Origin of the sequence: Bradyrhizobium sp. cir1 (genome assembly GCF_014198245.1) — a bacterium.
Lineage (GTDB): Bacteria > Pseudomonadota > Alphaproteobacteria > Rhizobiales > Xanthobacteraceae > Bradyrhizobium.
The window spans coordinates 495,676-512,501 of the sequence record NZ_JACIHE010000002.1 but is presented as its reverse complement, the minus strand read 5'-3'; the positions used below and the strand labels follow the sequence as shown (position 1 = coordinate 512,501).

Sequence of the window (16,826 nt, the reverse complement as noted above, 5' to 3'; positions counted from 1 at the left end):
CACGATCATGATTGCCTGCTACGATGGCGGCGACGCCAGCGCATGCCGACGATCACGAGCGTGAAGGTCGCAAGCGTGATCGCCGACGCAGCCGCAAGAAATCGTCCGCCCGGACGATCGACCGTGCGCGACCGGAGCGAAGGCGCCTCGCCCGGCCGCGCCAGGCGGAACGCAACGACGCTGTCGCCGATCGATGTGCCGGCCTCGGAATGGCCGCCGGCGCCGATCGCGACATATTGCTCGCCCTTCCAGAGATAGGTCATGGGATTGGCGACGCCCGGCACCGGCAGCCGACCCTGCCACAGCTCTCGTCCACTGCGCCCATCGAACGCACGCAAATAGGCATCCATCGCGCCGGTGAAGACCAAGCCGCCCGCGGTGACCGCGAGCCCGTTGACGAGCGGTGTGCCCCAGGGCAGTGGCACGCCGAGCGGCGCCAGATCCTCGGTGGTGCCGACCGTCGAGCGCCAGAGGATTTTTCCGCCCCTCAGATCGACCGCGACCATCTCGCCCCAGGGCGGCTTGTTGCAGAGAAAGCCGAGCGGCGACGTCACCATCGCGCGCGACATCGCGAACGGCGCGCCGCGCTGCTGGCCGAAATCATGACCGGGCGGTGGATTGAAACCGGCGGCTTCCGCGCGCGGGATCAGCTTGATGAGATGCACGGCGCGGCTGGTGTTGGCGTAGAGGATCTGGTGGACCGGATCGAAGGCCGCGCTGCCCCAGCTTACGCCCCCGCCGGTGAAGGGAAACTCCAATGTGCCCTGCACGGAAGGCGGTGTGAACAGGCCCTCGTTGCGCGCCTCTGCGAACTGCCGCTCGCACGACGAACGGCGCAAGAAGCCGGGTAACAGCGAGAGCGCATCATCGGTCGAGATGGTTTGCGACGTCAGCGCCGGCACATGGGTCGGAAACGGCTGCGTCGGCGATAGCTTCTCACCTTCCGCACCGCCTTGCGGCACCGCGCGTTCCTCGACCGGCCACACCGGCTTGCCGGTGTCGCGGTCGAGCACGAAGACAAAACCTTGCTTGGTCGGCTGGATCACGACATCGCGCTGCCCGTCACCAGTGTCGATACGTGCGAGGGTCGGCTGCGCCGGAAGATCGTAATCCCAGACGTCGTGATGCACCGTCTGGAATGCCCATGCGAGCTCGCCGGTCTCGACGCGCAGCGCGACCACCGAATTGGCGTGCTCGTTGTTGCCCGGTCGTTTGCCGCCCCAAAAGTCCGGTGACGGCGAGGTCGTGGGCAGGAACACGAGCCCGCGCGTCTCGTCGACCGACATCGGCGCCCAGACATTGGCGTGGCCGGCCTCGATTCCGTCGCGCTTGAGCGGCTCGAAGGTCCAGCGCGGCTCGCCGCTACGCGCATCGAATGCGCGCACCATGCCGCTCGGCGCGTCGACACGGCGGTTGTCGCCGATCGCGGAGCCGACCACTACGACACCGCGGCCGACCGCTGGTGGCGAGGTGATCTGGAACTCGCCGAGCCATTCCAGCACTGTTCCGATATCGAGCCTCACCTCGCCGCCCTTGCCGAAACCGGCACAGGGAATGCCGGTCCTCGCGTCGAGCGCAATCAGGCGGACGTCGTTCGTGCCCATGAATATCCGCGATCGGCAAGCGGCATTCGCAGGCGCCTGGTCATCGACCCAGTACGTGACACCGCGGCAGACATAGCGATTGGCGGGACGCTGATTGGTCGCGATCTTCGGATCAAAGCGCCATTTCTGCGCACCCGTGCCGGGATCGAGCGCGATCACCTCGTTGAAAGGCGTGCAGAAGATCAGACTGTCCTCGACGAACAGCGGTGTCGCCTGGAATTTTGTTCGCCGCATCAATTCGGGCGGGCGCACAGTGAGATCGCCGGTGTGATATTCGAAGGCACGAACGAGTTGGCCGACATTGTCGGGCGTGATCTCTCGCAATGGCGAGAAGCGCGAGCCGCCGGCATCGCCGCCCCAACTCTCCCAGGCCGAGCACGGCCGCACTGCAAGCAACAGGAGTGCGACAAGCCCGGCCGAAACGCTCAGGCAGGTCCGCAAACGCCCGCCTCCCCCTATTTCGGCTTCTTGGCAGGTTCGCTCGGGCGGGCCCCGCCCCACGGATCGTACTTTTCCTTCGGCTCGGGAATTCGCTCGAGCGCGGCCTTGTAGGCTTTCTCGTCGACCTTCGGCTTGTTGTCCGCCGGCTTGGCGCCGTCATTGGGCTGGCGCCGACCCTGCGCCTCAGCCGAGCCGCACGCCAGCGCCAACACCGCAGCCGCTATGACCAAAATCCTCATTGGTGCAATCCCCCTCGCCTGGGATACAAACTAGCCTGCAATCCCGTAATAGCAAATCCCGCGTGTTCCGCCCCTTCAGCAAATCTTGATCAGGGCGGACTTCGCCGGATCGCATTCGTGCCTATCTGTTGGGCCGCGGGGGACCTTCACGGATGTTGCGGATCATTGCCAATGCGGCGCTGCTGGCCGGCGCGCTCGCGCTCGGTGCCTGCGGCTTTGCCGACAGCCGGGCGCCGGTGCCCGAATTTATGCGCATCAAGGAAGCCGAGCAGCCTCCACCGGAGCCGCCCCCCGACGTCAAGCGCGTGGTGCGCGAGCAGATCGACGTGGTGTTTCTCACCACATCCTATCCACGTGAGGTTCATGTCGCCCCGCCCCATCACGAGGTGCGAGGACCTGGCTGGACAGCCTGCGTCCGCGCGCAGCTCACCTCCGCAGCCGGCACGCCGCTCGGCGCGCAGACCTATATCGTGACCATCAATGGCGGAAAGGTCGTCGATCGCCGGCGCGCCGAAGCCGACGATATTTGTGGGACCGAGACTTACGAGCCGATCTGACGGGTCATCGACGACGCGTCCGCTGTAAGGTTCGCAAATCCACACGATGTGCGCGCGGCTGCTTCGGTCGTTTTCAGACATGGTCCTCGCATCGGACTCGCGTTGCGAAAGTGCGGCCGCTATAGCGACTTCATGCTCGACTTCGACGCACATTACGAAGCCCTTCGCCGCCGAGATGCAACGGTTGACGGCTTGGTCTTCGTCGCGGTCAAGACCACTGGCGTCTATTGTCGTCCGGTCTGCCCGGCGCGGACGCCGCTCGCCCGCAATGTCGTCTTCTATCGCAGTGCAGCCGCGGCCGAACATGCTGGCTTTCGCCCCTGTCTGCGATGCCGCCCCGAAACGGCTCCATTCTGTCCCGCATGGAAGGGCACCCGGACGACCGTCGAACGTGCGCTGTCTCTCATCGAGGACGGCGAGCTCGATCGGGGCAGCGTGGAAAGTCTGGCCGAACGATTGGGACTCGGCCCGCGTCACCTGGCGCGCTTGTTCGCCCAGCATCTCGATGCATCGCCGCTGCAAGTGGCGCAGTCGCTACGCGTGCAGCGCGCCAAACGTCTGCTCGATGCGGGCGATCTTCCGATCGCCTCGGTGGCAGAGCGATCCGGCTTCTCGAGCACGCGGCGGATGAGCACGGCATTCACACGGCTTTATGGTCGACCACCGTCGGCATTCCGGAGGAAAGCCGCCGCGCTGCCGTTTGGGAAACGTTGAGCAAGGGGAACAGCATGACAGCCAGGACTTACGGGACGGTCAGCTCCGAACGGCAGAAGCAGATGAGCGGGCTCGAATTTGTCCAGGGCCTTGCGGACGGGACGCTGCCTCTCAACACGATTGCAAAGACGCTCGGCTATGACGTGGTGGAGGCAGAGAGCGGCCGCGTCGTCATCACACTGACGCCAACCGATGCACATCTCAACCCGGCTGGAACGGTGCATGGCGGACTGACCGCCACCCTGCTCGACAGCAGCATGGGACTGGCCGTCCAGTCGATGCTCGACAAGGGGATCAGCCAGACGACGCTCGAATTCAAGATCTCGCTGCTGCGGCCCATCACACCGGAAACCGGCCAGATCAGGGTTGAAGGCAAGGTCCTGAACTGCGGCCGCCGCGTTGGGACAGCCGATGGACGCGTGACAGATGCCAAGGGCCGGCTGCTCGCCCACGGTACGACGACGTGCCTCATCTTTCCGGCGTGACATCGGAACATTCAGCAACCAACTCGAAGCAGTCAGCATTGCAGCGCCGGATCGATGGGGTCTCCACGCGGGGAACATTGCGGCAAACCAAGGCCAGTTCCGGGAAAATCCCGCATTTCGGCCGGAACGATCCCCGCCTCCCCTTCTTGTTACCGCCGAGGGCAGTATCCGAGGAGGACAGGATGAGGACGTTTACGATTGCACTGCTGGCCGGCATCGGGGCTCTCGCTGCTGCGGGCGGCGCGAAGGCCGCCGACATCTACACGACCGGCGAATACGCCAGCCCCGATCTCATTCAGGAGGTCCGGCTCGTATGCGATGACGCCGGCAATTGCTATCGCACCCGCGGCGGCGCGCGCGTGATCGTGCGCGACTCCTACGCCAGGATGCCGCGCGATCGCTACTATGAGCGCCGCATCTATCGCGACTGGGACGATGGTCCGCGTGCCGGCGTGGGCATTCGCGCGCCCGGCGTCAGCGTTGGCGTCGGTGTCGACGACCGCTGGTAGTCGATGAAGCTATGACAGATCGGACCGGACGAGCATGCTCGTCCGGTCCCATTTCTATGAGGCCACGCGCCGTCAGGCGGCGACGGATTGGTGCTGGAACTGCTCGTAGGCCGCGATTGCATCGGCGGCGTACATCAGCGACGGCCCGCCTCCCATATAGACGGCCATGCCGAGCGTCTCCTCGACCTCCTCGCGTGTTGCGCCGAGTTTGACGAGCGCCTCGGTGTGAAAGCCGATGCAGCCGTCGCAATGCGCGGTGACCCCGAGCGCCAGCGCGATCAGCTCCTTGGTCTTCTTGTCCAGCGCTCCGTCGCGCGTGGCGGCCTGGGCCAGCGTGGCAAATCCCTTCATGGTGTCGGGGATGTCGCTCCGCAGCTTCTTCATGTTGGCGGAGATTTGCCTGGTGATCTCAGGATAGTTCTTGTCCATGACTTACTCTCTACGGTGACTTCAAGTTTCGAGCGGATCGGCCGGCGTGACGAAGCGAGACAATGACGGCAGGTGAGCGACGAAGCGGGCAAGCACCATGCCGGCGCACATCGCCGCAACGAAGATAACGGCGGAGACCGAGCCGAATCCGAGCGCGGTCAGCGCCGGACCCGGACAGAAGCCCGCCAGTCCCCAACCGATGCCGAAGATCGCGGGCCCTGCGACGATCCTGGGATCGATGTCGCGTCGTGTCGGCAGATAAAATCGATCGGCGAAGAACGGACGCGCGAGCTTCAGGACGCGGCTGAAGCCGATGAAGGTCACGGCCACCGCGCCCGCCATCACGAAGGCGAGGCTCGCATCCCATGTCCCCGCCGGAATGCCGCCGACATCCAGGAAGTTCAGCACCTTGGCCGGGTTCGACATGCCGGAGACGATGAGGCCGATGCCGAAGATCAGGCCGATCGCGAATTGAACCAGGATTGACATCACATCAACTCCAGTGCCGCATCACGAAGACGGTCGCCATGCCGGCCGCCATGAAGGTCATAGTCGCGACCAGCGAGCGCACGGACAGCCGCGACAAGCCGCAAACGCCGTGGCCGGAGGTGCAGCCACTGCCCCACACCGAACCGAAACCCGTGAGCAATCCGCCGACGACCAGGACAACCGGCCCTGCCGCGATCGTCTGCGCCGGCAGGCTTCCGGTGACGAGCCGCACCAGCACGGGCGCGACGACGAGACCGGCGACGAAGGCGAGGCGCCCGGCGAATTCGCGGTCCTCATAGGGCGGAAACAGCCGCGCCGCGATGCCGCTGACGCCGGCAATCCGCCCCGTAGCCCACATCAGCAGAACGGCGGCGGCGCCGATCATCGCACCGCCAACGAGGGAAGCGATCGGCGTAAATGATGTCGAGACCATCAGCCTCTCCTGATCGAGAACACCCTCGCGGGCGCCGAATGCACTATTTCAGTTGTTTCTTATTTTCGAATATACTAATATATCTTTATGAAGCGCAAGCCCCGGAATCAGGAATTGCTCGCTCTGGAGGAGAAGGCCGAAGAGGCCTCCCGCCTCCTCACGGCCATGGGCAATCCCAAACGGCTCCTGGTTCTCTGCAACATGCTGGACGGCGAAAAGTCCGTCGGCGAACTCGCCGACATCGCGGGCCTGTCGTCAGCCGCGCTATCGCAGCATCTCGGAAAGATGCGCGCATTGAGCCTGGTCAAACCCAGGCGGGAGGGCCAGACCATATACTACAGCATCGCAAGCCAGGAGGTCCGCTCGGTGCTGGAGACCTTGTACCGGCTCTTCTGCGCACCGGCATAGGACATCGCAGACGCAAACGCGGGGACGCGCGGGATGACCGACGACACCTATATCGAGGGACCTCTCTACGAGAAACGCAGGAAGGTCTATCCACAATCCGTCCACGGCCCGTTTCGCCGCATCAAATGGGCGATCCTGTGCGTCACGCTCGGAACCTACTATCTCCTGCCGTTCGTGCGTTGGAACCGCGGGCCCGGCCTGCCTGACCAGGCCGTGCTGGTCGATCTTCCGCATCGGCGCTTCTACTTCTTCTTCATCGAGCTGTGGCCGCAGGAGGTCTACTACTTCACCGGCCTGCTGATCATCGCGGCCATGACGCTGTTCCTGATGAATGCGGTCGCCGGCCGGCTGTGGTGCGGCTACATGTGCCCGCAGACGGTGTGGACCGACCTGTTCTACGCGGTGGAGCGCTGGGTCGAGGGCGACCGGCGCGAGCGCATGCAGGGCGACAAGCGCTACTGGACCTTCGACCACATCCGAAAAGTCGCGCTGAAACACTTTCTCTGGATCATGATCGCCTGGTGGACCGGCGGTGCCTGGGTGCTCTATTTTTCCGACGCGCCGACGCTGGTGAAGGAGCTCGCCACCTTCCAGGCCCCGTTCATCGCCTATCTCTGGATCGGCATCCTCACTGCCACGACCTATGTCTTTGCCGGTCACGCCCGCGAGCAGATGTGCATCTACATGTGTCCGTGGCCGCGCATCCAGGCGGCGCTGACCGACGAATGGGCGCTCAACGTCACCTATCGCCGCGACCGCGGCGAGCCGCGCATGTCGGTGAAGAAGGCGGATGCGGCGCGTGCCCACGGTGATCCCGCCGGGGACTGCGTCGATTGCCACCAATGTATCAATGTTTGCCCGACCGGCGTCGACATCCGCAACGGCATCCAGCTCGGCTGCATCCAATGCGGCCTCTGCATCGACGCCTGCGACAACGTGATGCGCGAGATCGGCCGGCCCAAAGGCCTGATCGGCTACGACACCGACTTCAACATGCAGCGCCGGCGCGAGGGCAAGGCACCGATCTACCGCATCATCCGTCCACGCACGCTGATCTATGCCGCAGCCATCGCCATCGTCGGCAGCTTCATGCTCTACACCCTCGCCACCCGCGCGACGATGGACGTCAACGTGCTGCACGAGCGCAATCCGCTGTTTGTCCAGCTCTCGGATGGCGGGGTGCGCAACGATTACACCGTCCGCCTCCTCAACAAGGGCGCGCAGCGATCGTTTGCGCTTCAAGTCTCCGGTCTTCCGGGCGCGACCGTTCGCGTCGCCGGCATCGAGGCCGGCCCCGGCGCCAAGCCCGTCATCGAGGTCGGGCAGGATCAGACGCGCGAGGTCAGGCTGTCGGTGCAGGTCGGTTCCAGCGACCTGCCGAAGACCTCCCGCGACATCGAAATCGCCATCACCGACACCGCCAGCGGCGAACGCGCGAGCGCCCACGATCACTTCGTGCCGGGGGATTAGCCGGCATTCCATGAAGGCGGCAGGATGCTGAATGAGGTGTTAACGCTATCGCTCGAATTGAAGCGGCGTCCCAACGGTATTTTCCAATCTTTGCGCTAAGCATGACCGATAACACGGGCTCAGCTCGCGTGAACGGGGACGACGGGACGTGGTCGACATCGCGCATCAGGCTGCGATCAATCCGGCATCGGCAAGGGATGTCGCGACGGCGCGCGCGCGCGTCCCGCTTGCGGCGGTCGACACCGGCCAATGGCGCGCGCTCGCGCAGCGCGCGATCGAGCCCAACGGATATTACCTGCCCGCCTGGGAGCAGGCCGTCAGCGCAACCGCGCGCGGCCGCACGGATGCCTCGGCGCTGGCCGCATTCGACGGATCTTCGACCCGGCTGATCGGGTTGATGCCGGTGATCTCGCTCTGGTGCGCCTGGAAGATTCCCCTGCCCGCGCTGGTGAGCGCACATCCCTATGGCACGCTGTGCAGCCCGCTGCTCGACCGCGACGCTCCGCTCGAGGCCGCCACGCGTCTGTTGCAGCAGGCGCACGAGGCCGGCGCGCATGCGCTCGTGCTGAATGACGTCGCGCTCGACGGCGCGGCGATGGCATCTCTCAACCAGATCTTGACGCGCGACGGCCTGAAGCCGCGAATCCTCTCCTCCTACATCCGCGCCAGCCTCGATGCGACGCAGGATGGCGAAACTCTGTTGCGCGACGCGCTCGGCGCCAAAAGGCTCAAGGAGCTGCGCCGCCAGCGCCATCGTCTCGAAGAGCACGGCCCCGTCGTGTTCGAGGTTGCGCGCAGCCCCCACGAGATCGGGCCGGCGCTCGAAGCATTCCTGCAGCTCGAAGCCAGCGGCTGGAAAGGCAAGCGCGGCACCGCGCTGGTTCAGCACGCGGGCGATGCGACCTTCATCCGCCGCGCCGTACCGGCGCTGGCAGAGACCGCGCAGTGCGAGATCGTCACGCTTCGCGCCGGCATGACGCCGGTCGCCGCCGGCATCGTGCTGCGGCACCAGGACCGCGCCTTCTTCTTCAAGCTCGGCATCGACGAGCGCTTCGCGAAATATTCGCCGGGCGTCCAGCTCACGCTCGATCTCACCCGCCACCTCTGCGCCGATCCCGCCATCGCCAGCGCGGATTCCACGGCAAGCGCCGACCATCCCATGATCAACCCGATCTGGCGCGGACGCTTCGCGATCGGTGACGTGCTGATCCCGCTGCGGCGGCACGATCCCGTCGTGGTACTCATTCACGGGGCGCTCGCGGCGCATGGCGCCGCCTACGCGGCGGCACGCCGCGCAGTCCGTCTGCTTCGAAAATAAGAAGCTACTCCGCCGCCTGCGCGTTGATCTCCGCGGAGACCTGACGGATGGCGCGGGCGAGCAGGTTCGGATCCTGCGCGCCGGAGACGGCGTATTTCTGCGCGAACACGTAAGTCGGCACGCCGGAGATGCCCTTCTCGGCCGCCTCCTGCGCGTCCGCCGAGACGCGCGCGACGTCCTCGTCGGTGGCAAGGCGCTTGCGCACGTCGTCGGCATCGAGGCCGACATCGGCGGCCGCCTGCACCAGCACGTTCACATCGGTGAGATCGCCGCCGTCACGGAAATACAGCTCCATCAGGCGCTGCTTCATTTCGGGCGCCTTGCCGATCGCCTCGGCCCACAGGATCAGGCGATGGCAGTCGGTCGTGTTGGGCTGGCGCGCCACGAGCTCCGGCTTGTAGACGAGCCCCTCCTCGCTCGCGGCCGCGACGACGCGCCCGGCAATGCCTTTATAAGCCTCGACCGAGCCGAACTTCTGGGTGAGATAGGCCTCGCGGCTGATGCCCTCGCGCGGCACCCAGGGATTGAGGAAGAAGGGACGGAAATTGAGCTTCACGGGCACGTCGGGCACCAGCGCCAGCGCGCTCTCGATCCGGTGCTTGCCGATATAGCACCAGGGACACACCACGTCGGAGACGACGTCGATCTGGAGCGGTTTGAGCGTGCTCATGTCAGGCGCCTCCTTCGGGCGGTGCAAGGTTCGTCCAAAGATAAGCCGAACCCGCCCCGAGGCAAGGGCGCCAGATGATGGGCTACGTCATGGCTGCCGCGATCTGCTTCAGCCGATCCGCAGTACGCTCGTCGGCCGGGAAGAACGTCTCCAGCGCCAGCTCCGACAGCGTGATATCCACGGGCGTGCCGAACACCATGGTGGTGGAGAAGAAACTTAGTATCTCTCCGCCATGGCGCAGCTTGAAGGGGATCGCGACATTGTCGCTCGACAGCGGGGCCGCGCGCGCAGGGATAGGATAGCTCTTGAGGTCGTTGTAGAGCTTGATCAGCTCAGGGTCGGCCGTCGCCTCGCATTGCCGATGCAGCCGCTCCAGGAGATGCCCGCACCATTCCGCGAGATTGACCGTACGCGGCGCCAGCGCCTCCGGATGGAACGCGAGCCTGAGCACGTTGAAGGGCTGGCCGAGCAGATGCTGCGGGATGCCGTCGAGCAACGGCGCCACCATACGGTTGGCGGAGACCAGGTTCCAGTGCCTGTCCACCGCAAGCGCCGGATTGGGCTCGTGTGCTTTGAGAACGAGGTCGATCGCCTGGCGGGCTGATTTCAAGGCGGGATCCTCCAGCGGACGCTGTGGGAACGCCGGCGCGTAGCCGGCGGCGACCAGCAGCACGTTGCGTTCGCGCAAGGGTACGTCGAGACGCTCGGCGAGCCTCAGCACCATGTCGCGCGAGGGCGCCGCGCGGCCGGTTTCGACAAAACTCAGATGCCGTGCCGAGATCTCGGCCTCGCCTGCGAGATCGAGCTGGCTCATGCGGCGGCGCTGCCGCCATTCGCGCAGATGGTCGCCGATATGGACCGGCTGGCTGCGTTCGGCCTGTGCCGTGGATGCATGTGCGTTCATGACCAGAAACCTATCACGCAGATTTCGGCCCTTCCATTACCAGCAAGGTAATCGAATTGGCCCGCGGGCCGGCGCATCTTCGGCTGCAACAGGAGATGACCATGATCGCGCTGCTGCTCTACCGGACCGTCGCAGACCACCTTGTTCCCTGGGCCATGGCCTTCGCAACGCGGATGCTGGCGCGCAGCCTCAACATGCCGGAGCCGCTGGTGCATTCGACCGGCGATTACGTGGTCGCACAGGTCACGGCCTTTGAGCGCGGCGTCGGCAGCAGCCTCTGTCCGTTCCGCCTCGCCCGCCTGCTCCGCGCCTGGTGGCGCGGACGGCACTGAGCTTCCACCCCGAGCCCACCCCTACCATGGAGAGCCCTGATGATCGATGCTTCCACCTTTCTGCGCCGCGCGCTGCTCGCCGATGCCATCTTCAGCGGCGTCGCCGCTCTCGGCTTCACCTTCGGCGCCGGCACATTCGCGACGCTGTTCAACCTGCCCGAAGCGCTGCTGCGCGAGACCGGCCTGTTCCTGATCGCCTACACCGCCCTGGTCGGCTGGCTCGCCTCGCGGCCCACGGTGGCGAAACCGCTCATCCTGCTGGTCGTGATCGGCAACGCGACCTGGACGGTCGGCAGCATCGCGCTGCTGCTTTCGGGCGCGGTGTCGCCGAACCTCGCCGGCGAGCTTATGGTCGTCGCGCAGGCGATCGCCACCGGCGTGTTTGCCGAGCTGCAATTTCTGGGATTGCGGAAGAGCGGGCGTGTAGTGGCGGCGTGAGGCCGCATACTTGCTGTCGTCGCCCGGTTCAGCCGGGCGACCCAGTATTCCGGAGGCCGTAGTCGTATGCGGAGGTGCTGCGGCGTACTGGGATGCCCCGGTCAAGCCGGGGCATGACACCTGAGCTAGACGAGTGAGCTTCGTTACGCCCGCGCGCGGCCGTTCGCCTTGCCGAACGCGTGGCCGTTCAGCTTTTTCTTTTTGGCGGCCTTGGGGCCTGCCTTCTTGGCTGCCTTGCGCTCGCCACGCGCCTTCACCTTGGTGCGTTCGGCCCGGGCCTCGGCACGCAGCTTCTTGCGCTTGGCCTCGCAGGAGACGCATTTGCAGCCGATCGGCTTCAGGTAGGCTTTGAAATAGTCGGTGCCGTAATCGTAGTTGATCTCGTCGCCCGGCTCGATGTTCCTGATGGCGCGGATGAAGACCTTGCGCTCACGCGGGCGGACGTCCGATTCCGCATTGGGCCGGCAGGAATGGTTGATGTAGCGTGCGAGGTTCTTGCGTACCGAGCCGTCGATGGTCCAGCGGCCGTTGAGCTCGAACAGGTATTTGTTCTCGATCTCGTCCTGCTCGGGAATCCGCGAATCCAGGATCGGTCCGAAATAACGGATGATCCGGGTTCCCTTCTTGATCGGTTTGGTGGCGAAGAGGCCGAGTCCGGTCTTGGAGCGGCCGACGCGATAGGGTTTGTTCGAGGTGGCTGGCATGATCAGGAAAACGAGGACGCGAACGAGGCCGGAAGAGCCCAAGCGAAGTCGCTCTTCTAGAACGATTCCGCGCCGCTGTCAGGTCTCTCGCGGACCTGTTTGAACCTTGCCCACAATGAAGACGTCTGATGGTACGGAGTTCCCGCTGCATCGAGGCCTCATCATGATCCGCATCACCTCCGCGTGCCTCGCCGTATTGCTGATGGACGCCGTCCTCGATGGTGCGAACGCCCAATCCGTGGGCAGCACCTATAGCTCCACGGCGCCGAAGAACTGCCGGCAGGTCGGCAAGCCCAGCGAGCTCGATGGCAGCACGACACGCATCTGTCCGGGCAAGGACGGCCTCATGGTGCTGATTGCCGAGGACGATCTTCGCGAGATCGTCTCGGTCGGGCGCAATCGCAAGGCCGCAGCGGAGGAACCGGCAGCCAAAATGTGGTTCGCTCCGTTCAATTCGTCGGAGACCACCGTGGAATGGCGCGCTGCCGGCACAAAGCCGTTCGCGATCATCCAGCGCTGGCACATCGCCGACAGCGCCGATCCCGACCAGCAGGGACGGCCGAACACCAAGGACATGCTGGTCGTGACCCGGCTGCCGCCGGGCCCGGTCTGCCACGTCGCCTATGTCGATGCCGTCGCCAACCCGAACGCCAACGAGCTCGCACGCAGGGCCGCGGAAGATGACGCGCGCAGTTTCACCTGCGGCAAGGACGAGGTGAAGATCGTCGGCACGCGCGGCCGCGCCGTCGAGCTCGCGACGATGCGCTAAAGCATGATCCGGAAAAGTGCGAAGCGGTTTTCCGAAAAAATCACAACAACCTAAAGCGCGATGACGATTCATCCAAATCTCATCGCGCTTTTGCGCAGATGGCCGCTACATAGGAAGTTTCGTGGTGATGGGAGCCGTCAGCATCGCCTCGAGCAGCCGCTCGGCCGTCGTTCCCTCGGGCAGCCGCTCCAAAATATCCTTCAGCCGCCCGTCGAGCAGCAGCGTGGTGAAGCCGTGCACCATCGACCAGGCCCGCGCGATCGCGGCGCCCTGGTTGAGCGTCAGCGCATCGCCGCTGATCTGCTCCTGCCGCATCATGCCGATGGCGTTGGCAAGCCCTGCGAAGGAGGCCTCCGCCGCCTCGTGCAGCGACGGTCTGGAATAATCCAGCCGTTCGGTGCGGAACATGATGCCGTACATGCCGGGATGGACCTGCGCATAGGCGACATAGGCCTTCGGCCGCGCCAGCGCGCGTTCGAGCGGCGTGGTGGCGGTGTCACAGGCTGACGCCATCGCCGCATTGAACTGGCGGAAGCCGACGGCCGCAAGCTCGCTGAGAAGACCGGTAAGATCGCCGAAATGATGGGTGGGCGCGGCATGCGAGACGCCCGCCTCGCGCGCCACTGCGCGCAAGGTCAGGCCGGCGAGCCCGTCGCGCTCGAGCACGCGTTCGGCGGCCTGGAGCAGCGCTTCGCGCAGGGCGCCGTGATGGTACGGCGTCTCGGTCTTCGCGCTCGTCGCGCGGCGCGCCGGACGCGACGCCGCGGTGGATGTCGTTCTGCTGGAGGCACGCGAGCTTCGCGCCGTTTCGCCCTTGGTGTCGGTCTTGGCCATTTGCAAGCTATATGACGCAATATTGACAGTGTAAAGATTTCACTTGACGAAAGCCGCGATTGGCTCTATCCGATCTTTACGATGTAAAGATAGGGAGGGATAGGCTGTGCAGCAAAACGCCATCACCGAGCGCCGCAACAACATCGCGCCGATCCCCTTCGAAGCGGACGCGCCTTTCCTCAAGATCGTCGGCGAATTGCCGCGCGAGCTGAACGGCACGCTCTATCGCAACGGCCCCAATCCGCAGTTCGATTCGCCCGGCTCACACTGGTTCGTCGGCGACGGCATGCTGCACGCCTTTCATCTCGATAACGGCCGCGCCAGCTACCGCAACCGCTGGATCCGTACGCCGAAATGGCTGGCCGAGCACGATGCCGGCCGCGCGCTGTTCGGCGGCTTCGGCCGCAAGCTGGCGGATGCGCCGGCAAACCTGACCGACGGCGGCGTCGCCAACACCAACATCATCTTCCATGCCGGCAAGCTGCTGGCGCTGGAAGAAGCGCATCTGCCGACCGAGATCGAGCCGGGCTCACTCGCCACGCTCGGCTATCACAACTATCAGGGCCGCGTTGCCGGCAGTTTTACCGCGCATCCGAAGATCGATCCCCTGACTGGCGAGCTCGTGTTCTTCGGCTACAACGCCGCCGGGCCGCTGACGCCTGCCCTCTCCTACGGATCGATCGATGCGTCAGGTAGGACGACGCGCTTCGAGCGCTTCGAGGCGCCCTATGCCAGCATGGTGCACGACTTCATCGTTACCGCGAACCATGTGCTGTTTCCGATCCTGCCCATCACCGGCAGCATGGAGCGCGCGATGAGCGGACGGCCGCCCTATGCCTGGGAGCCGGACAAGGGCGCCTATGTCGGGGTGATGAAGCGCAGCGGCACGGCGAAGGACATCGTCTGGTTTCGTGCCGAGGCCTGCTACGTTTTCCACGTCATGAATGCGTGGGAGGACGGCGACAGCATCGTCGCCGACGTCATGCAATTCGAGGAAGCGCCGCTGTTTCCGCATCCGGACGGCCGGCCGACGGATCCGGAGAAGTCGCGCGCCCGCCATTGCCGCTGGACGTTCGATCTCTCAGGGAATACCGACCGCTTCCAGCAGACGTATCTGGACGACCTCACCGGCGAATTCCCGCGCATCGACGATCGCCGCGCCGGGCTGAAGAGCCGTCACGGCTGGTACGCCTGCGCCAATCCGAAACTGCCGATGTTCGGCGCGCTGTCCGGCATCGTCCATGTCGACGGCAACGGCAGGCGGCTCGGCCATTATCTGCTGCCGGCCGGCGACACCATCTCTGAGCCTGTCTTCGTCGAGCGATCCAAGGACGCAGTCGAAGGCGACGGCTGGCTGCTCGCGGTGGTCTGGCGCGCGCGCGAGAACCGCAGCGACCTCGCCGTGTTCAATGCCACCGACATCGAAGCCGGCCCCGCCGCATTGGTGCAGCTCGGCCACCGCGTACCGGACGGCTTCCACGGCAATTGGGTGGGCGCGGCGTAGCTCTCGTCATTCCGGGGCGCGCCACTTGGCGCGAACCCGAAATGACGAAAAAGGAGTCTTCCATGCACACGCCCTCGATCACCGCAGTTTGCCTGGCCCTCCTCGCGCTGATCGGTGTTGCGCTCGCATTCCAGATGATCCGGCTGCGGCGAAGCCGCCATACCGTGTTCAACGGCGGCATCTTGCTCTGCCTCGGTCTGTTGACCGCCGCGCTGCCGCTCCTCCCCTGGGCGGAGCTGGCCGAGGAGGCATTGGACCAAGTCGTTGCGGCCCTTCATGTTTTGGAGGTCGCCTACGTCATTTTGACACTGTAAAGATTTCGCTTGACCTGGGCCCCGTCCGGAAGTAGCAATCTTTCCATTGTAAAGATCGATTCGACCGAGACGGCCCATGGCGATTTTCCTGATCCTCGCGCCCTACGGCGCCTACACCTTCCTGATGCTGGTGACGTCGGCCGTGATCAGCGTGTTTGCGGCCTCGGCCATCTGCCTCGCCACCGTCGCGATCGATGTCGCACGCGGCCGTTCGGTGAAGGTCCTGGCCGCAGGCTCGGCGATCGTGTTCGCCGCAATCGGCCTTTACCTCGCGCTGATCGATCCGCAGCTCGGCACGCTCGGCGTCAAGCTGTCGGTCGATGTCGGCATCTTCGTCATCTCGCTGGGCTCGATGCTGGTTCGCCATCCCTTCACGCTGCAATATGCGCTTGAGTCAGTCCCGGCCGAGACCGCGGCGATGCCCGGCTTTCTCCGCGCCAATTACATCATCACCGCCGCATGGACCGCAGCCGCGCTGTTAATGGCGGCAGCCAATCTCGTGCTGCTCTACATCCCCGGCCTGCCGCTCTGGTCGAGCCTCGCGGTCGCCTTCGCCGCCCGCAACTGCGCGATCTACTTCACAAAATGGTATCCAGAATATCGCCAGATCAAGTACGTTGCGCCGGCCCGCGCTCTGCCCAACGCTCGCTGAACAGGAATCGACGATGAAGGACGTATTCGCCCGCCTCGCCTCCGACTTCCTCTCCGCCATCGTCTTCCTGGTCATCTATCTCGTCACCGACAATGTCGTGCTGGCAACGTCGGTGGCGATTGCCGGCGCGATCGCGCAAGTGATCTATGCCCGCGTCAAGGGACAGCAGCTCAACTACATGACCTATGCGAGCCTTGCGCTCGTCATCGTGCTGGGCACGGTCACGCTGCTGACCAACGATCCCCGCTTCATGCTGGCAAAGCCGTCGATCGCGCATTTCGCGATCGGCGCCATCATGCTCAAGCGTGGCTGGATGCTGCGCTACATGCCGCCGATCGTCGTCGAGACCGTTCCGGAATATGTGACAGCTGCGGGTTATGCCTGGGCGGTACTGATGTTCGTGATCGGTGCCGGCATGATCGTGGTCGCCTCCACAGGCGATCTGAAGCTGTGGGCGTTCTACATCACGGTGGTCGCGGGCGGCGCCAAGATCCTGGCTTTTGCCGTGCAGTATGTGGTTCTCAGGCTCATCGTCACCAGCCGCCGGCGCGCTGCCGCCCGCGCCTAAATGCCCTATCGGAGCGTTAGGCAGGAACTGCGAGTTGGGCT

Annotated in this window: 23 protein-coding genes; 14 read left to right on the top strand and 9 right to left on the bottom strand. The window is 64.9% G+C overall.

Annotation, left to right across the window (positions count from 1 at the left end; translation table 11 throughout):
- Window positions 1-5: 5 nt before the first annotated feature.
- Together GGD63_RS06890 and GGD63_RS06885 are read right to left on the bottom strand one after the other, a co-directional pair.
- Window positions 6-2,045, bottom strand: a complete 2,040-nt coding sequence (locus GGD63_RS06890; protein ID WP_409334044.1) for a pyrroloquinoline quinone-dependent dehydrogenase — start codon at window positions 2,043-2,045, stop codon at window positions 6-8.
- Window positions 2,046-2,059: 14 nt separating this feature from the next.
- Window positions 2,060-2,284, bottom strand: a complete 225-nt coding sequence (locus tag GGD63_RS06885) for a hypothetical protein (protein ID WP_183240245.1) — start codon at window positions 2,282-2,284, stop codon at window positions 2,060-2,062.
- A gap of 152 nt (window positions 2,285-2,436) precedes the next feature.
- On the opposite strand from GGD63_RS06885, the gene GGD63_RS06880 reads away from it, so the two are divergent.
- The 4 genes from GGD63_RS06880 (at window position 2,437) to GGD63_RS06865 (ending at window position 4,549) form a co-directional block, all read left to right on the top strand.
- The gene (locus tag GGD63_RS06880) at window positions 2,437-2,841 is read left to right on the top strand and encodes a hypothetical protein (protein WP_183240243.1); all 405 of its coding nucleotides are present in this window, start codon (window positions 2,437-2,439) and stop codon (window positions 2,839-2,841) included.
- Window positions 2,842-2,973: 132 nt separating this feature from the next.
- Entirely contained in the window at window positions 2,974-3,555 is a 582-nt protein-coding gene (locus GGD63_RS06875; RefSeq protein WP_183240241.1) for a bifunctional transcriptional activator/DNA repair enzyme AdaA, read from the top strand.
- 14 nt (window positions 3,556-3,569) lie between these two features.
- Window positions 3,570-4,040 carry a PaaI family thioesterase gene (locus tag GGD63_RS06870; RefSeq protein WP_183240239.1) on the top strand — a complete coding sequence of 157 codons (471 nt, stop codon included), beginning with the start codon at window positions 3,570-3,572 and terminating at the stop codon, window positions 4,038-4,040.
- Between the two features lie 182 nt (window positions 4,041-4,222).
- Complete coding sequence (locus tag GGD63_RS06865; RefSeq protein ID WP_183240238.1) at window positions 4,223-4,549, top strand: hypothetical protein; 327 nt, start codon at window positions 4,223-4,225, stop codon at window positions 4,547-4,549.
- Between the two features lie 72 nt (window positions 4,550-4,621).
- On the opposite strand, the gene GGD63_RS06860 is transcribed toward GGD63_RS06865, so the two are convergent.
- The 3 genes from GGD63_RS06860 to GGD63_RS06850 are packed head-to-tail and all read right to left on the bottom strand — an operon-like array spanning window position 4,622 to window position 5,900.
- Complete coding sequence (locus tag GGD63_RS06860) at window positions 4,622-4,978, bottom strand: carboxymuconolactone decarboxylase family protein (RefSeq protein WP_183240236.1); 357 nt, start codon at window positions 4,976-4,978, stop codon at window positions 4,622-4,624.
- A gap of 21 nt (window positions 4,979-4,999) precedes the next feature.
- Window positions 5,000-5,467: a YeeE/YedE family protein gene (locus GGD63_RS06855; RefSeq protein WP_183240234.1), complete on the bottom strand. Its 468-nt coding sequence runs from the start codon at window positions 5,465-5,467 to the stop codon at window positions 5,000-5,002.
- A gap of 4 nt (window positions 5,468-5,471) precedes the next feature.
- Window positions 5,472-5,900: a YeeE/YedE family protein gene (locus GGD63_RS06850; protein ID WP_183240232.1), complete on the bottom strand. Its 429-nt coding sequence runs from the start codon at window positions 5,898-5,900 to the stop codon at window positions 5,472-5,474.
- 87 nt (window positions 5,901-5,987) lie between these two features.
- Here GGD63_RS06850 and GGD63_RS06845 point away from each other — a divergent pair, with 87 nt between their 5' ends.
- The 3 genes from GGD63_RS06845 (at window position 5,988) to GGD63_RS06835 (ending at window position 9,096) form a co-directional block, all read left to right on the top strand.
- Window positions 5,988-6,308 (top strand): helix-turn-helix transcriptional regulator, encoded by a 321-nt coding sequence (locus GGD63_RS06845; protein WP_183240231.1) that lies wholly within the window; start codon window positions 5,988-5,990, stop codon window positions 6,306-6,308.
- 33 nt (window positions 6,309-6,341) lie between these two features.
- Entirely contained in the window at window positions 6,342-7,778 is a 1,437-nt protein-coding gene (gene ccoG / locus GGD63_RS06840) for a cytochrome c oxidase accessory protein CcoG (protein WP_183240229.1), read from the top strand.
- A gap of 148 nt (window positions 7,779-7,926) precedes the next feature.
- The gene (locus GGD63_RS06835; protein WP_183240228.1) at window positions 7,927-9,096 is read left to right on the top strand and encodes a GNAT family N-acetyltransferase; all 1,170 of its coding nucleotides are present in this window, start codon (window positions 7,927-7,929) and stop codon (window positions 9,094-9,096) included.
- 4 nt (window positions 9,097-9,100) lie between these two features.
- On the opposite strand, the gene GGD63_RS06830 is transcribed toward GGD63_RS06835, so the two are convergent.
- Together GGD63_RS06830 and GGD63_RS06825 are read right to left on the bottom strand one after the other, a co-directional pair.
- Window positions 9,101-9,766, bottom strand: a complete 666-nt coding sequence (locus GGD63_RS06830; protein WP_183240227.1) for a DsbA family oxidoreductase — start codon at window positions 9,764-9,766, stop codon at window positions 9,101-9,103.
- An 82-nt stretch (window positions 9,767-9,848) separates the two neighbouring features.
- A complete protein-coding gene (locus GGD63_RS06825) occupies window positions 9,849-10,670 on the bottom strand; it encodes a helix-turn-helix domain-containing protein (protein ID WP_183240225.1) in 822 nt (273 codons plus the stop codon).
- Between the two features lie 101 nt (window positions 10,671-10,771).
- On the opposite strand from GGD63_RS06825, the gene GGD63_RS06820 reads away from it, so the two are divergent.
- Both GGD63_RS06820 and GGD63_RS06815 read left to right on the top strand, forming a co-directional pair.
- Window positions 10,772-11,002, top strand: coding sequence for a hypothetical protein (locus GGD63_RS06820; protein WP_183240223.1), 231 nt, complete (start codon window positions 10,772-10,774; stop codon window positions 11,000-11,002).
- Between the two features lie 39 nt (window positions 11,003-11,041).
- Window positions 11,042-11,440 carry a hypothetical protein gene (locus GGD63_RS06815; protein WP_183240222.1) on the top strand — a complete coding sequence of 133 codons (399 nt, stop codon included), beginning with the start codon at window positions 11,042-11,044 and terminating at the stop codon, window positions 11,438-11,440.
- A 143-nt stretch (window positions 11,441-11,583) separates the two neighbouring features.
- Here the strand turns inward: GGD63_RS06815 and GGD63_RS06810 are convergent, their stop codons facing one another.
- Window positions 11,584-12,144 carry an SET domain-containing protein gene (locus tag GGD63_RS06810; protein WP_183240220.1) on the bottom strand — a complete coding sequence of 187 codons (561 nt, stop codon included), beginning with the start codon at window positions 12,142-12,144 and terminating at the stop codon, window positions 11,584-11,586.
- A gap of 163 nt (window positions 12,145-12,307) precedes the next feature.
- Here GGD63_RS06810 and GGD63_RS06805 point away from each other — a divergent pair, with 163 nt between their 5' ends.
- On the top strand, window positions 12,308-12,913 hold the full coding sequence (locus GGD63_RS06805; protein WP_183240218.1) for a hypothetical protein: 606 nt from the start codon (window positions 12,308-12,310) through the stop codon (window positions 12,911-12,913).
- A 105-nt stretch (window positions 12,914-13,018) separates the two neighbouring features.
- Here GGD63_RS06805 and GGD63_RS06800 read toward each other — a convergent pair whose 3' ends face one another.
- On the bottom strand, window positions 13,019-13,747 hold the full coding sequence (locus GGD63_RS06800; RefSeq protein ID WP_183240217.1) for a TetR/AcrR family transcriptional regulator: 729 nt from the start codon (window positions 13,745-13,747) through the stop codon (window positions 13,019-13,021).
- Window positions 13,748-13,853: 106 nt separating this feature from the next.
- Here GGD63_RS06800 and GGD63_RS06795 point away from each other — a divergent pair, with 106 nt between their 5' ends.
- The 4 genes from GGD63_RS06795 (at window position 13,854) to GGD63_RS06780 (ending at window position 16,785) form a co-directional block, all read left to right on the top strand.
- Window positions 13,854-15,251, top strand: coding sequence for a carotenoid oxygenase family protein (locus GGD63_RS06795; RefSeq protein WP_183240215.1), 1,398 nt, complete (start codon window positions 13,854-13,856; stop codon window positions 15,249-15,251).
- Between the two features lie 62 nt (window positions 15,252-15,313).
- Window positions 15,314-15,565: a hypothetical protein gene (locus tag GGD63_RS06790; RefSeq protein ID WP_183240213.1), complete on the top strand. Its 252-nt coding sequence runs from the start codon at window positions 15,314-15,316 to the stop codon at window positions 15,563-15,565.
- A 76-nt stretch (window positions 15,566-15,641) separates the two neighbouring features.
- Window positions 15,642-16,217, top strand: a complete 576-nt coding sequence (locus tag GGD63_RS06785; RefSeq protein WP_183240211.1) for a hypothetical protein — start codon at window positions 15,642-15,644, stop codon at window positions 16,215-16,217.
- Window positions 16,218-16,230: 13 nt separating this feature from the next.
- Window positions 16,231-16,785 (top strand): inner membrane-spanning protein YciB, encoded by a 555-nt coding sequence (locus tag GGD63_RS06780; RefSeq protein WP_183240210.1) that lies wholly within the window; start codon window positions 16,231-16,233, stop codon window positions 16,783-16,785.
- The last annotated feature ends 41 nt before the right edge of the window (window positions 16,786-16,826 follow it).